Raw genomic sequence first — 14048 nt, forward strand, 5'->3', positions numbered from 1 at the left:
GTCGGGTTTACCCGCAAAAGAGCGCGCGCATCATAGCAAAGGCTGGCGGCATGCAGCCAGCGGTACCGCGTTATCGTTCTTCGCGAGCAGGCTCGCTCCCACGAGGGATATGCATTCCAATGTGGGAACGAGCCTGCTCGCGAAGGCAGCGCTGCGGTTTAGCTGGCTTTGGACTCGTCTTTGCCTTTGACGCAGGCGAAATCCTCTTCACGCAACTGAGGCAGATCTTTGGCGCAGTAATTACTGCCCAGATCCTTCAGCGCGCCACACATCCCCTCCAGCCGACCGTCCACCGCTTGCAGGTGATCGAGCAACTGGCCGATGGCGCGCGCCACAGGGTCAGGCATGTCCTCGCTGACGCCGTAGGCATCAAAACCGATCTTCTCGGCCATAGCCTTGCGCTTGGCGTCCTGCTCCTCATCGGACTTGACGATGATCCGCCCCGGAATACCCACAACAGTCGCGCCCGGCGGCACTTCTTTGGTCACGACGGCATTGGAGCCGACCTTGGCACCCGCACCCACGGTGAACGGGCCGAGCACTTTGGCGCCCGCCCCCACGACAACACCGTCACCCAGCGTTGGATGGCGCTTGCCCTTGTTCCAGCTGGTGCCACCCAGTGTCACGCCCTGATAGATAGTCACGTCATCGCCGATCTCGGCGGTTTCACCGATAACGATGCCCATGCCATGATCGATAAAGAAACGTCGACCAACCTTGGCGCCCGGATGAATCTCGATCCCGGTCATCCAGCGACCGAAGTTCGACACCAACCGTGCCAGCCATTTCAGTTCGTTGCGCCAGAGCATGCCCGCCAAGCGATGAATCCAGATGGCATGCATGCCGGGGTAGCAGGTCAGGACTTCAAAAGCGTTACGCGCCGCCGGGTCTCGATGGAATACGCTCTGGATATCTTCACGCAAACGCTCAAACATCATTCAGTCCTTCCGCTTCAGAAGCTCACCACGGGCCGCTTTTTGGGTTTCCGTGAGGATGCCTCGCAAAATATTCATTTCCGCCCGGCTGACCGAGCTGCGTCCGTACAACCGGCGCAGGCGCGCCATCAAGTGCCGTGGTTTTTCCGGATCGAGGAATTCGATGGCGACCAGCGTCTGCTCCAGATGCTCATAGAATCGCTCCAGCTCATCCATGGTCGCGAGCTCGGCGCTTTTCACCGAGGCCACTTCTTCTTTCTCGATCTTGCTTGGCTGACCTTGTGCGGCCAGCCAGGCCATGCGCACTTCGTAGCTCAATACCTGCACCGCCGCCCCGAGATTCAGCGAGCTGAACTCAGGATCGGAGGGGATGTGCACGTGAAAGTGACATCGCTGCAGCTCGTCATTGGTCAGGCCGGAATCTTCACGGCCGAACACCAGGGCGATTTCGGCGCCCTGCCCGGCCTCTTCGACCACTTTGGTGCCGCACTCGCGCGGATCCAGCAGCGGCCAAGGGATACGACGATCACGGGCGCTGGTGCCGAGCACCAGATTGCAGCCGACCAAGGCGTCTTCCAGAGTGGCGACGACTTGTGCATTTTCAAGGATGTCACCCGCACCGGAGGCGCGAGCATCGGCCTCGTGATGCGGAAACAGGCGCGGTTCGACCAGCACCAATCGCGACAGACCCATGTTTTTCATGGCGCGCGCGGCCCCGCCGATGTTGCCGGGGTGGCTGGTATTGACCAGGACGACACGAATGTTCTGCAGCAAGGGAGGCGCTCTCGGACACAGGAAAGGGGTGCAAATCTTACAGAACAGCCTACCGTTAAGCTATGAAAGCGAACAGCGTCCTTCACCTGAAGAAAAGTTCTGATAGAATGCGCGGCTTTCTTTAACAACCTTAGGTGACACATCCATGCAGCCCATGCTGAATATCGCGCTGCGCGCCGCCCGCAGCGCCAGTGAACTGATCTTCCGCTCCATCGAGCGCCTGGATACCATCAAGGTCGACGAAAAAGACGCCAAGGATTATGTATCCGAGGTCGATCGCGCCGCTGAACAGAAAATCATCGACGCGCTGCGCAAGGCTTACCCGAACCACTCGATCCGCGGTGAAGAGACCGGCCTGCACGCCGGTACCGGCATCGAAGGCGAAGAGTACCTGTGGATCATCGATCCGCTGGACGGCACCACCAACTTCCTGCGCGGCATTCCTCACTTCGCCGTCAGCATCGCCTGCAAATACCGCGGTCGCCTGGAGCACGCTGTTGTTCTGGACCCGGTTCGCCAGGAAGAATTCACCGCCAGCCGGGGTCGCGGCGCTCAACTGAACGGTCGTCGCCTGCGCGTCAGCGGTCGCACCAGCCTTGACGGCGCCCTGCTGGGTACCGGCTTCCCGTTCCGTGACGACCAGATGGACAACCTGGAAAACTACCTGGGCATGTTCCGCGCCCTGGTTGGCCAGACTGCCGGCATCCGCCGCGCGGGCTCGGCGAGCCTGGATCTGGCTTACGTGGCAGCCGGTCGTTTCGATGCATTCTGGGAGTCGGGCCTGTCCGAGTGGGACATGGCTGCAGGCGCCCTGCTGATTCAAGAAGCCGGCGGCCTGGTGAGCGACTTCACCGGCGGTCACGACTTCCTTGAAAAAGGCCACATCGTTGCCGGCAACACCAAATGCTTCAAGGCAGTACTGACGGCGATCCAGCCGCACCTGCCGGCTTCGCTGAAGCGCTAAGCTTCCCGCGAAACGAAAAAAGCACCCTTCGGGGTGCTTTTTTTATGCCTGAAATTTACAAAACCTCCCTGTAGGAGCTGCCGAAGGCTGCGATCTTTTGATGTTGGTTTTTGAAAAACAAAGATCAATAGATCGCAGCCTTCGGTAGCTCCTACACGGGAATCGGTTTTTTTGCGGGCACAAAAAAGCACCCCGCAGGGTGCTTTTTTCTAAACGATCGGCCTGTTACTGGCCCGGCTCGTTCTGCGACAAAATCAATTTACCTTCCTTGTCGACCGGAATCTGGTTGCCCGGATCACGATCCATCCGCACTTTGCCTTCCTTGCCGTCCAGCGAGTAACGCACGTCGTAACCGACGACTTTGTCGCTGATGTCATTCACGGTGTTACAGCGAGTCTGGGTGGTGGTGTAGGTGTCACGGTTTTGCATGCCTTCCTGCACCTTGTTACCGGCATAACCGCCACCGACCGCGCCAGCGACCGTGGCAATCTTCTTGCCGGTGCCGCCGCCGATCTGGTTACCGAGCAAACCACCGCCGACCGCACCGATTACCGTACCGAGGATCTGGTGTTGATCCTTGACCGGCGCCTGGCGAGTCACGGCGACGTCCTTGCACACTTCACGTGGAGTCTTGATCTGTGTTTTGACCGGCTCAACGGCCAGCACTTGCGCATACTCAGGGCCGCTTTTTACCAGGCTGTAGGTGGCAACAGCACCCCCGGCAGTCACACCGACAGCACCCAATACCGCACCAACCAGCAACGACTTGTTCACATGAACCTCCTGACCATCACATGCGGGACATCGCCCGCGCTTCTCCCAGCCTTGGAGCATAAAAAAAGGCGCGAGTTCAACTCGCGCCTTTTTTGGCAGACAGCTGGAAAAGCGATGGCCGTTACGGACGGTCGTCGACTTCCTTCTCGGTGTTCGCCGGTGGAATCAGGTCTTCAGTGCTCAGGTTCAGCCAGATCAGTACCACGTTCGCGATGTAGATCGACGAGTAAGTACCCGCCAGAACACCGATGAACAGGGCGATGGAGAAGCCGAACAGGTTGTCGCCACCAAAGAACAGCAGCGCCGCAATCGCCAGCAACGTGGAGATCGACGTCGCCATGGTGCGCAGCAGGGTTTGCGTGGTCGAGATATTGATGTTCTCGATCAGCGAAGCCTTGCGCAGCACCCGGAAGTTCTCACGCACCCGGTCGAATACCACAATGGTGTCGTTCAGCGAGTAACCGATGATCGCCAGCACCGCCGCCAACACCGTCAGGTCGAAGGTGATCTGGAAGAACGACAGGATACCGATGGTCACGATCACGTCGTGGATCAGCGAAACGATGGCGCCGACCGCGAATTTCCACTGAAAGCGGAAAGCCAGGTAGATCAGGATGCCGCCGAGCGCCAGCAGCATGCCGAGGCCGCCCTGGTCGCGCAGCTCTTCACCGACCTGTGGGCCGACGAACTCGACTCGCTTGACCGTCGCCGGGTTGTCGCCACCGACCTTCAGCAGCGCTTCGGCCACCTGATGACCCAACTGCGGGTCTTCACCCGGCATCCGCACCAGCAGATCGGTAGTCGCACCGAAGCTCTGCACGATCGCTTCGTGATAACCCGAACTCACCAACTGCTCGCGCACCTTGGTGACGTCGGCCGGACGCTCGTAGGTCAGCTCGATGAGCGTACCGCCGGTGAAGTCCAGACCCCAGTTCATGCCCTTGTGGAAGACGCTGAAAATAGCCAGCACCGTAAGAAACACTGTGACGCCGAACGCGAAGTTGCGAACGCCCATGAAGTTGATTGTACGTAACATGGCAGCCCCTTAAATCCACAACTTCTTGAAGTCACGTCCGCCAAAGATCAGGTTGACCATTGCGCGGGTCACCATGATGGCCGTGAACATCGAGGTAAAGATCCCGAGGGACATGGTCACTGCGAAACCTTTGACCGGGCCGGTGCCCATGGCAAAGAGAATGCCGCCGACCAACAATGTGGTCAGGTTGGCGTCGAGAATCGCGGTGAATGCCCGGCCGAAGCCTTCGTTGATTGCACGCTGCACGGTCATGCCGGCGGCGATCTCTTCACGGATCCGCGAGAAGATCAGCACGTTGGCGTCGACCGCCATACCCATGGTCAAGACGATACCGGCGATACCCGGCAGGGTCAGCGTTGCGCCCAGCAGCGACATCAAGGCCAGCAGCAGCACCATGTTCACCGCCAGTGCAACGGTGGCGATGATGCCGAAGAAGCGGTAGATGGCGATGATGAACAGCGACACGAACAACATGCCCCACAGCGACGCATCGATACCTTTGGTGATGTTGTCAGCACCCAGGCTCGGGCCGATTGTGCGCTCTTCAGCGAAGTACATCGGTGCCGCCAGACCACCGGCACGCAACAGCAGCGCCAGCTCGGACGATTCGCCCTGACCGTTGAGGCCAGTGATACGGAACTGAGCACCCAGCGGCGACTGAATGGTCGCCAGGCTGATGATCTTCTTCTCTTCTTTGAACGTTTGAACTGCAACGTCCTTCTCGACGCCATCAACCACTTGCTTGACGTAAGTGGTCACCGGACGCTGCTCGATGAAGATCACCGCCATGCTGCGACCGACGTTCGAACGGGTGGCGCGGCTCATCAGCTCGCCACCATGACCATCCAGACGGATGTTCACTTCAGGTGTGCCGTGCTCGCCGAAACCAGCCTTGGCGTCAGTCACCTGGTCACCGGTGATGATCAGGCCACGTTCGATCTGAGCTGGTGGACGCTTGCCTTCACGGAACTCGAAGGTTTCGGAAGTGGCTTTCGAAGCACCTGGCTCTGCAGCCAGACGGAACTCAAGGTTGGCCGTCTTGCCGAGAATACGCTTGGCTTCGGCAGTGTCCTGCACGCCCGGCAGCTCAACCACGATGCGGTTGGCACCTTGACGCTGAACGATCGGTTCGGCAACACCCAGCTCGTTGACGCGGTTACGTACCGTGGTCAAGTTCTGCTTGATGGAGTATTCACGGATTTCCGCCAGCTTGGCCGGGGTCATCGCCAGACGCAGCACCGGTTGACCGTTGAGGTCGGCCGGAACAATGTCGAAATCGTTGAAGTTCTTGCGGATCAGCGCACGGGCCTGTTCGCGGGAATCTTCATCACTGAAGCCCAGCTGAATGGCACCGCCCAGTTGCGGCAGGCTGCGATAGCGCAGCTTCTCTTTACGCAGCAGGCTCTTGACGTCGCCTTCGTAGACTTTCAGGCGTGCATCGAGGGCTTTATCCATGTCCACTTCCAGCAGGAAGTGCACACCACCGGACAAGTCCAGACCCAGCTTCATCGGGTGCGCGCCAAGATTGCGCAGCCATTGCGGGGTGGTCTGTGCCAGGTTCAGCGCGACGACGTAGTCATCACCCAATGCCTTGCGCACAACGTCCTTGGCTGGCAGTTGATCTTCTGCCTTGCTCAGACGGATCAGGCCGCCCTTGCCGTTTGCCGCCAGCGTGGCTGCCTTGACGTTGATCCCGGACTCTTTGAGCGCGGTACTTACGCGATCAAGATCGGCTTGATTGACCTGCAGTGCCGTGCTGGCGCCGCTGATCTGGATAGCCGGGTCATCGGGGTATAGATTCGGAGCGGAATAAATCAGACCGATCGCCAGCACCGCCAGGATCAGAATGTATTTCCACAGAGGATATTTGTTCAGCATCACGCCGCCCGTTATGACGCGGGGCGCCTTGCGCGCCCCGTCGATTGAGTAGAAGTTGTTGCTCTTAGATCGCTTTCAGCGTGCCTTTTGGCAGCGTGGCAGCGATGGCGCCTTTCTGGAACTTCATTTCCACGGTGTCGGAAACTTCCAGAACCACGAAGTCATCGGCCACTTTGGTGATCTTGCCGGCGATGCCGCCGGTGGTGACCACTTCGTCGCCCTTCGCAAGGCTGCTCAGCAGGTTCTTCTGCTCTTTGGCGCGCTTGGCCTGTGGACGCCAGATCATCAGGTAGAAGATGACCAGGAAGCCGACCAGGAAAATCCACTCGAAGCCGCCGCCCATTGGGCCGGCAGCAGCCGGTGCAGCCGCGTCAGCCATGGCGTTAGAGATAAAAAAGCTCATTTAGCACTCCAGTTGCAAATGTTGAATCTTGGGGTCAGAAAACTCAGTCCAAAGGCGGAACGGGGAGCCCGCGTTTGGCGTAGAAGGCATCGACAAAGGCGGCCAATGTACCCTGTTGAATAGCCTCGCGCAAACCAGCCATCAGCACCTGATAATGGCGCAAGTTATGGATGGTATTGAGCATGCTTCCCAGCATTTCGCCGCACTTGTCCAGGTGATGCAGATAAGCGCGAGAGAAGTTCTGGCAGGTATAGCAATCGCAGGTCGGATCCAGTGGCGATTCATCATGGCGATGGAACGCGTTACGGATCTTCAGCACGCCGGTATCAATAAACAGATGCCCGTTGCGGGCATTACGGGTTGGCATCACGCAATCGAACATGTCCACACCGCGGCGCACACCCTCAACCAGATCTTCCGGTTTGCCAACGCCCATAAGGTAACGAGGTTTGTCAGCCGGCATCATGCCCGGCAGATAATCGAGCACCTTGATCATCTCGTGCTTCGGTTCGCCCACCGACAGACCGCCGATGGCCAGGCCATCGAAGCCGATCTTGTCGAGGCCTTCCAGCGAGCGCATGCGCAAGTCCTGGTGCATGCCGCCCTGCACGATGCCGAACAATGCTGCGGTGTTGTCACCGTGGGCATTTTTCGAGCGCTGAGCCCAGCGCAGCGACAATTCCATGGAAATACGAGCGACGTCTTCATCGGCCGGGTACGGCGTGCATTCGTCGAAGATCATCACGATGTCCGAACCGAGATCGCGCTGCACCTGCATCGACTCTTCCGGGCCCATGAACACTTTGGCACCGTCGACCGGGGAGGCAAAGGTCACGCCCTCCTCCTTGATCTTGCGCATCGCGCCCAGGCTGAACACCTGGAAACCACCGGAGTCGGTCAGGATCGGGCCTTTCCACTGCATGAAGTCGTGCAGGTCGCCGTGCTCTTTGATCACTTGGGTGCCAGGACGCAGCCACAGGTGGAAGGTGTTGCCCAGAATGATTTCTGCGCCAGTGGCAACGATGTCACGCGGCAACATGCCCTTGACCGTGCCGTAAGTACCCACCGGCATGAAGGCCGGGGTCTCGACGGTGCCACGCGGGAAGGTCAGACGACCACGACGGGCCTTGCCATCGGTGGCCAGGAGCTCAAAGGACATGCGACATTCGCGACTCATTCTGTTTCCTCTGCGCCGGTTTCTTTAGGGGCTGTAGGTGCGGGATTACGGGTGATGAACATCGCATCACCGTAGCTGAAAAAGCGGTAACCGTTGTCGACGGCGGCCTTGTAGGCGGCCATGGTTTCGGGATAACCGGCAAATGCCGAAACCAGCATCAACAGCGTCGATTCCGGCAAATGGAAATTGGTCACCAGGGCATCGACCACATGAAACGGCCGGCCCGGGAAGATAAAGATATCGGTGTCGCCACTGAACGGCTTGAGCACGCCATCGCGCGCGGCACTTTCCAGCGAACGCACGCTGGTGGTGCCCACAGCAATCACTCGACCGCCGCGCGCACGGCACGCAGCCACCGCATCGACCACGTCCTGGCCGACTTCGAGCCACTCAGTGTGCATGTGGTGATCTTCAAGCTTTTCGACGCGCACCGGCTGGAACGTCCCCGCGCCAACGTGCAGCGTGACGAATGTAGTCTCGACGCCCTTCGCGGCAATCGCTTCTATCAGCGACTGATCGAAATGCAGCCCCGCTGTCGGCGCCGCCACCGCGCCCAGGCGCTCGGCATACACGGTCTGATAACGCTCGCGATCCGAGCCTTCATCCGGACGGTCTATATAAGGAGGCAACGGCATGTGCCCGACGCGATCGAGTAGCGGCAGCACTTCTTCAGCGAAGGCCAGCTCGAACAACGCATCGTGACGCGCAAGCATTTCGGCTTCGCCACCGCCGTCGATGAGGATCTTCGAACCCGGCTTCGGCGACTTGCTGGAACGCACATGGGCCAGCACGCGATGCGTATCGAGCACTCGCTCAATGAGGATTTCCAGCTTGCCGCCGGACGCTTTCTGCCCGAACAGCCGCGCCGGAATCACCCGGGTATTGTTGAACACCATCAAATCGCCCGGGCGTAAATGCTCAAGCAAATCAGTGAATTGACGGTGTGCAAGGGCACCGCTGACCCCATCCAGGGTCAACAGGCGACTGCCGCGACGCTCGGCCAAAGGGTGGCGGGCGATCAGCGAATCAGGGAGTTCGAAGGTAAAGTCAGCAACGCGCATGATGGGGTTCGTCTAGCAGGGCCCGAAAGTCTAGCGGAAATATCGAAAATTGACCATGAAACGTGATTGACCAACGGTAATCTCATCTCTATACTTCGCCGCCATTGAGCCCTGATGGCGGAATTGGTAGACGCGGCGGATTCAAAATCCGTTTTCGAAAGGAGTGGGAGTTCGAGTCTCCCTCGGGGCACCACATAGCAGTATCTGAAAGTCTCTACCAGACTCTCAGACCCAGAGAAACCGGCCACTTGAGCCGGTTTTTTTGTGCCTGTCTGTTTAACGTTGTGTCCCCTTATCCCCTTATCCGCTGTATCCCTTCTCGACAAAGAACGAGTTTGCTTCAGCAAAAAATCACTGGAGAAGCCATATTGAAGATGCTTTCGATTAAACAGTGGCTATTGCGCCAACCAGTGGGTAAGGGAGATTTAACTCAATCGTCCGCTCCGACATCACTGGTGCCCAAGCCCATTCAACCAGTTTGTACCCATGGCATTTCAACCGAGCTTCCTGTTGGCACCAAGCGGTAGCAAAAGCCTCCGGCCGCTGATCCTCGGGTAGGTGCTGCAACAGCGTAGTAATTCTCGGACCCAGAAAATCCAGTGCTACCGCTTGCCAGTCTGGAACTTCCTGAACGTGCATCAGATCAATGCCGACCTTGCCGTGCAAATTGATCGCTGCGACCGACATACCGTTGTCATGGCTGATCGAAAACCCCGGTTCGCGCATTTTGCCCAGCAACAACCGAGGCGCAGACCCTGGCTGGCTAACCACGCTGATCGCCTGCGCCGGCAACCCGAGTTCCTTCCCCAACACCTCCCGCACATGGTCACGAATCCGCCGGCGGGCGTCTTCGCGTCGTGTACCGGGAGGGTGACCGGTACTGATCAGCCAAACACCGTCTGCCAACCGTTCAAGCATTTTGTGCACGACCCGGCGCGGCGGGGCAGCCGGCCCAACGACTAGTGGCGGGGATATGTTCGCCTTTCATGACCAGAGTCAGTGGGCCGAGATGCGCGTCGTTGCCGACCACGGCGCTGTACAGCACCGAACTGCGCGGGCCCATGTAGACGCGTTCGCCGATGGCGACCTGGTCAATTTTCATCACGCGGTCTTCGAACAGGTGAGTTTGCGGGCAGGCGCCGGCGTTGAGTTCGCTGTCGGCACCGATGGTCACGCAGTCAAATTCGGTGATGTCGGTGGTGTCCATGTACACGCCGCGGGCGATTTTGCAGCCGAGCATGTTGAATGCCAGTGGCAGCCACGGGGTGCCGCGCAGGTAGCGGAGGAAGTTCGGCGCGGCCATGCCTTCGTAGAGGCTGGTGATGCCTTCGGACAGCCACACGAACCGCGTCCACATCGGGTCGGCGCGTTTGCGGTAGCGGCCTATGATCAGCCATTTCAGCGCGACCACGAACAGGAAGTTGCCGACGCCGTAAGCCAGGCCGATCAGCCCGAGGTAACCGAGCACCGCGCCCCAGCGTTCTTCGGCGGCCAGTGGCATCAGGTCGAGCATGACCGTATAGCCGACGGCGATCACGGCCGCATGCGGGGTGACGATGCGGAATGCTTCGATCAGGCCACGGGTCAGGCGCCGTAGCGGCGAAGGACGGAAGGTCAGGGATTCCGGGTAGCCACTGACTTGCTCGCGGGCCGGCAGGTTGATTGGCGGCGAGCCAAGCCAGGTGTCGCCGTTGGACAATGCGACGTTGTCCGGCGCGGCGGAGTGCACGCCGATCAGTACGTTCTCGGGCAGCACGGTGCCGTCCGGGATGTAGCTGCCATTACCAACAAAACTGCGGTTCGAGATGACGGTCGGTTGCAGGCTCATCCAGCCGCCATCGATGCGCTCGTCGCCGAGCATCACGGCGTCAGCGATGAAGGTTTCATCACCGAGGGTCAGCATGTCCGGGATCACGCCCTGGGCGGTGGATATCTCGGCGTCGCGCCCGACCTTGGCGCCCAGCAGGCGATACCAGAACGGCGCGTACACCGTGGCGTAAATGCCGGACAGGACGTTGAGGCTCGCCTCCTGGATATGGCTGACCAGCCACTTGGCGCAGTAGGTGTTGCTGTGCACCGGGTAGTTGCCGGGCTTGAGCCGGGGTAAAGCAATCCAGCGCAGCGCAGCGGACGCCAGTGCGGTGGCGACGATCAACACGGCGCTGGCCGGCAGCGCGAGGGCGAAGTAACGCGCCAGTTGCAGGAACACGCTGTCGCCTTGCAGCGCTGGCAGAATTTGTTGTTCGTCAAACCAGTCAAGCAGGAAGAAGGTCGGGAACACCGGAAGGAAAAACAGTGTGGCGATCAACAGGATGCCGAAGACAAAGAACACGCGCTCAGCGAATAATCGCGTGGCCGTCACGGCCGGGCGCGGTGCCTGATCCTGAATGTCGAAGCTGCCGATGTCGCGGGCCGGCGAGCCTTGCCAGATACGCCCGGCCGGTACGTGGTGACCGTCCGCCAGTGCCGATTGACCTTCGAGATGACCGAAGTGACCGACGCTGGTGTTGCCTTCCATGATCACGTAGGAACCGATGCAGGCATTGCCTTGCAGGGCAATGCGCCCGAGGTGCAACTGGCCGCGCTCGACGCGGGCGTTTTCGAAGCTGACGCCGTTGCCGATGCTAACGCCATGGCCTATTTCCAACAGATCCGGGGCACGAAGACCGACACCGCCGATGATCACGTCCTGGCCGACTTTGGCGCCAAGGGCACGCAACCACAACGGGTAAAGCGACGAGCCACTCAGCAGGTAAACCGGTGCCGACTCGACCATGCGGTCGGCCGCCCACCAGCGGAAATACGTCAGGCCCCACAGCGGGTAGGTGCCGGGTTTCAGGCGTCCTCCGATCAACCATTTACCGGCCAGAGCGATGCCGAATTGCAGCACGGTGGCGAGTAGGAAAACTGCGATGGAAGCGAGGGTCGCGAGCGCTATCGAATCGCCGGGTGCGCCGGTAAGGAAGTGATAGGTGAAGAATGGCGCCAGCCATTGGGTCATACGCAGGCCGACCATCACCGGCAGCGCCACCGCTTGCGCCACGCCACAGCGCCAGCGCCGCCAGGCCGACGACGGGGTCCATTGCACCGGCGCTTCTGCCGCTTCCGGGGTTTGCGCCAACACGGCGGCGATGGCGCCGATACGCCGCTGTTGGTAGATGTCTCGCACGGTGATGTGGGCAAAACGCGGGTCGGCGCGCAACGCCGAGGCCAGGCGTGCGGCGAAGAACGAGTGGCCGCCAAGGTCGCTGAAAAAGTCGGCGTCACGGCGAATCGGCTGGCCCGGGAATAGCTGCGCCAGCGCGGCGAACAACACGGTTTCACCCTCGTTTTCCGCGGCATCGGATTCTACGTCGGCGCCGCCGGTATCGGTGCTGAGCGGACGTGCCTTGAGGGCTTTGCGGTCGATTTTGCCGGAGGTCAGGCGCGGCATGCTGTCGAGCAATTCAAAGCGGCCGGGCACCATGTACGACGGCAGTTTGGCTTGCAGGGCTTTGCGCAATTGGCAGGTAAACGTGTCGGGCGTGGCGTCGTCGCACACCAGATAGGCGATCAGTTGATCGAGGCCATCCTCGTTGCGCAGTAAAACCGCAACGGTGCCGACGCCGGGTTGCTGCGCGAGCAGGGCTTCGATCTCGCCCAGTTCAACGCGGAAGCCGCGAATCTTCACCTGATCATCCGCACGGCCGAGGCATTGAACTTGGCCATCGACGTCGATCCGCGCCAGGTCGCCAGTGCGGTAGAGACGCGCATCGTGGTAACCGCTGGCCCAGGGGTTGTGCAGGAATTTTTCCGCAGTCAGGTCCGGGCGGCCCAGATAGCCATCAGCCAAACCGGGGCCGATGATGCACAGCTCCCCGGTTTCACCGCGTGGCAGCAGGGTCGGCGCTCGACCGTCACCGACCTCGGCCTCATTGGCAATCACCAGCAAACCGTAGTTAGGCAGGGGCGTGCCGATGGTCACCGGATGGCCGGGCGTCAGCCGCGCGAGGCTCGCCGACACGGTGGCTTCAGTCGGGCCGTAGGTGTTGAAGATTTGCCGTCCGGGTTTGCTCCAGCGCTCGACCAGCGACTCGGGGCACATTTCGCCGCCGAGGTTGATCAGACGCAAGCCCGGCACGTCTTCACTGAACAGCGCCAGCAGGGTCGGCACGGCATGGAGCACGCTGATGCGTTGCTCGTTGAGCAGGCGCGGCAGGACTTCCGGGTCGCCGCTGGCTTCTTTGGGGCCGATCCACAGCGTGGCGCCGACCAGATAGGCGATCCAGATTTCCTCAAACGACATGTCGAACGCCACCGAAAAACCCTGGTAGATCCGGTCGCTGGCGCGGATGCCGAGGATCGCGTTCTCGCTGCGCAAGAAGTGGCAAATGCTGCGTTGGGAAATCAGGATACCCTTGGGTTTGCCGGTCGAGCCCGAGGTGTAGATCACGTAGGCGGCGTGGTCTGGCAGCGCACCGCAGCGTCGCAGCTGTGGCGAGTTGCATGGCATCAGCAGGGTTTCGGCGGTCCACAGCGTCAGGCCGGTTTCGGCCAGTGCTGGCGCCAGTTCATCGCAACACACCACACCCACGGCGCTGGCGTCTTCCATGCAGACTTGCAGGCGTTCCACCGGCGTATCCTGATCCAGCGGCAACCATGCCGCACCGGCCTTGGCGATGCCTGCCTGCATCACCAGCAACTCGATCCCGCGCGGCAGCCACAGACCAACTATCTGCCCTGGCTGAACGCCGTCCCGAATCAGTTTTGATGCCACCTGAGCGGCTTGATGGTCGAGTTCCCGATAAGTAAGCCGGCGCTCACCGAAGATTAGAGCAATCTGCTCAGGATGCCGACGGGCGCTGGCTTCAAGCAAGTCGGCCAACACTTCCTCGCGTAGCAGTTCAGGTTGAATCGGACCGTACAGAACATCCTCCAATCGCTCCGTCTTAGAAGGCTCAAGCATTGTTAAGTTATTCATGAAGTAGTTTTCGCTGTGTTTAAAAAAGTAAAAGCCGAGTGGCCCTGAGTTAATTAAGTGTTTGTTGGAGCATGCTGGCTCGCAAA

General features: G+C 60.0%; 11 protein-coding genes and 1 tRNA gene. 2 read left to right on the forward strand and 10 right to left on the reverse strand.

What is annotated here, in order from left to right; genetic code table 11:
• Positions 1-158 precede the first annotated feature (158 nt).
• Entirely contained in the window at positions 159-935 is a 777-nt protein-coding gene (gene cysE, locus JFT81_RS18195) for a serine O-acetyltransferase (RefSeq protein WP_201228402.1), read from the reverse strand.
• A 3-nt stretch (positions 936-938) separates the two neighbouring features.
• A complete protein-coding gene (trmJ, locus tag JFT81_RS18200) occupies positions 939-1709 on the reverse strand; it encodes a tRNA (cytosine(32)/uridine(32)-2'-O)-methyltransferase TrmJ (RefSeq protein ID WP_008084663.1) in 771 nt (256 codons plus the stop codon).
• Between the two features lie 145 nt (positions 1710-1854).
• Here trmJ and suhB point away from each other — a divergent pair, with 145 nt between their 5' ends.
• A complete protein-coding gene (suhB, locus tag JFT81_RS18205; protein WP_034156254.1) occupies positions 1855-2673 on the forward strand; it encodes an inositol-phosphate phosphatase in 819 nt (272 codons plus the stop codon).
• A gap of 225 nt (positions 2674-2898) precedes the next feature.
• Here suhB and JFT81_RS18210 read toward each other — a convergent pair whose 3' ends face one another.
• The 6 genes from JFT81_RS18210 to queA form a co-directional block, all read right to left on the reverse strand.
• Entirely contained in the window at positions 2899-3447 is a 549-nt protein-coding gene (locus JFT81_RS18210) for a glycine zipper 2TM domain-containing protein (protein WP_201228403.1), read from the reverse strand.
• A 121-nt stretch (positions 3448-3568) separates the two neighbouring features.
• The gene (secF, locus tag JFT81_RS18215; RefSeq protein WP_201228404.1) at positions 3569-4483 is read right to left on the reverse strand and encodes a protein translocase subunit SecF; all 915 of its coding nucleotides are present in this window, start codon (positions 4481-4483) and stop codon (positions 3569-3571) included.
• Positions 4484-4492: 9 nt separating this feature from the next.
• Positions 4493-6361: a protein translocase subunit SecD gene (gene secD / locus JFT81_RS18220; protein WP_201228405.1), complete on the reverse strand. Its 1869-nt coding sequence runs from the start codon at positions 6359-6361 to the stop codon at positions 4493-4495.
• Positions 6362-6425: 64 nt separating this feature from the next.
• The gene (gene yajC / locus JFT81_RS18225) at positions 6426-6764 is read right to left on the reverse strand and encodes a preprotein translocase subunit YajC (RefSeq protein ID WP_003227923.1); all 339 of its coding nucleotides are present in this window, start codon (positions 6762-6764) and stop codon (positions 6426-6428) included.
• A gap of 43 nt (positions 6765-6807) precedes the next feature.
• Entirely contained in the window at positions 6808-7923 is a 1116-nt protein-coding gene (tgt, locus tag JFT81_RS18230) for a tRNA guanosine(34) transglycosylase Tgt (RefSeq protein WP_161986576.1), read from the reverse strand.
• Between the two features lie 14 nt (positions 7924-7937).
• On the reverse strand, positions 7938-9002 hold the full coding sequence (queA, locus tag JFT81_RS18235) for a tRNA preQ1(34) S-adenosylmethionine ribosyltransferase-isomerase QueA (RefSeq protein ID WP_201228406.1): 1065 nt from the start codon (positions 9000-9002) through the stop codon (positions 7938-7940).
• Positions 9003-9110: 108 nt separating this feature from the next.
• On the opposite strand from queA, the gene JFT81_RS18240 reads away from it, so the two are divergent.
• A tRNA-Leu gene (locus JFT81_RS18240) sits at positions 9111-9195 on the forward strand.
• 191 nt (positions 9196-9386) lie between these two features.
• Here JFT81_RS18240 and JFT81_RS18245 read toward each other — a convergent pair.
• Positions 9387-9920 carry a 4'-phosphopantetheinyl transferase superfamily protein gene (locus JFT81_RS18245; RefSeq protein ID WP_201228407.1) on the reverse strand — a complete coding sequence of 178 codons (534 nt, stop codon included), beginning with the start codon at positions 9918-9920 and terminating at the stop codon, positions 9387-9389.
• Positions 9913-13962: a Pls/PosA family non-ribosomal peptide synthetase gene (locus JFT81_RS18250; protein ID WP_201228408.1), complete on the reverse strand. Its 4050-nt coding sequence runs from the start codon at positions 13960-13962 to the stop codon at positions 9913-9915. The genes JFT81_RS18245 and JFT81_RS18250 overlap by 8 nt, the downstream gene beginning before the upstream one ends.
• Between the last annotated feature and the right edge of the window lie 86 nt (positions 13963-14048).

This window comes from Pseudomonas sp. TH43, assembly GCF_016650635.1.
Taxonomy (GTDB): domain Bacteria; phylum Pseudomonadota; class Gammaproteobacteria; order Pseudomonadales; family Pseudomonadaceae; genus Aquipseudomonas.

Excerpts from the sequence above, each read along its gene's own strand:
- cysE (WP_201228402.1), bottom strand. The coding sequence starts at position 935 with ATGTTTGAGCGTTTGCGTGAAGATATCCAGAGCGTATTCCATCGAGAC.
- suhB (WP_034156254.1), top strand. The coding sequence starts at position 1,855 with ATGCAGCCCATGCTGAATATCGCGCTGCGCGCCGCCCGCAGCGCCAGT.
- secF (WP_201228404.1), bottom strand. The coding sequence starts at position 4,483 with ATGTTACGTACAATCAACTTCATGGGCGTTCGCAACTTCGCGTTCGGC.
- secD (WP_201228405.1), bottom strand. The coding sequence starts at position 6,361 with ATGCTGAACAAATATCCTCTGTGGAAATACATTCTGATCCTGGCGGTG.
- yajC (WP_003227923.1), bottom strand. The coding sequence starts at position 6,764 with ATGAGCTTTTTTATCTCTAACGCCATGGCTGACGCGGCTGCACCGGCT.
- tgt (WP_161986576.1), bottom strand. The coding sequence starts at position 7,923 with ATGTCCTTTGAGCTCCTGGCCACCGATGGCAAGGCCCGTCGTGGTCGT.
- queA (WP_201228406.1), bottom strand. The coding sequence starts at position 9,002 with ATGCGCGTTGCTGACTTTACCTTCGAACTCCCTGATTCGCTGATCGCC.
- JFT81_RS18245 (WP_201228407.1), bottom strand. The coding sequence starts at position 9,920 with ATGCTTGAACGGTTGGCAGACGGTGTTTGGCTGATCAGTACCGGTCAC.
- JFT81_RS18250 (WP_201228408.1), bottom strand. The coding sequence starts at position 13,962 with ATGAATAACTTAACAATGCTTGAGCCTTCTAAGACGGAGCGATTGGAG.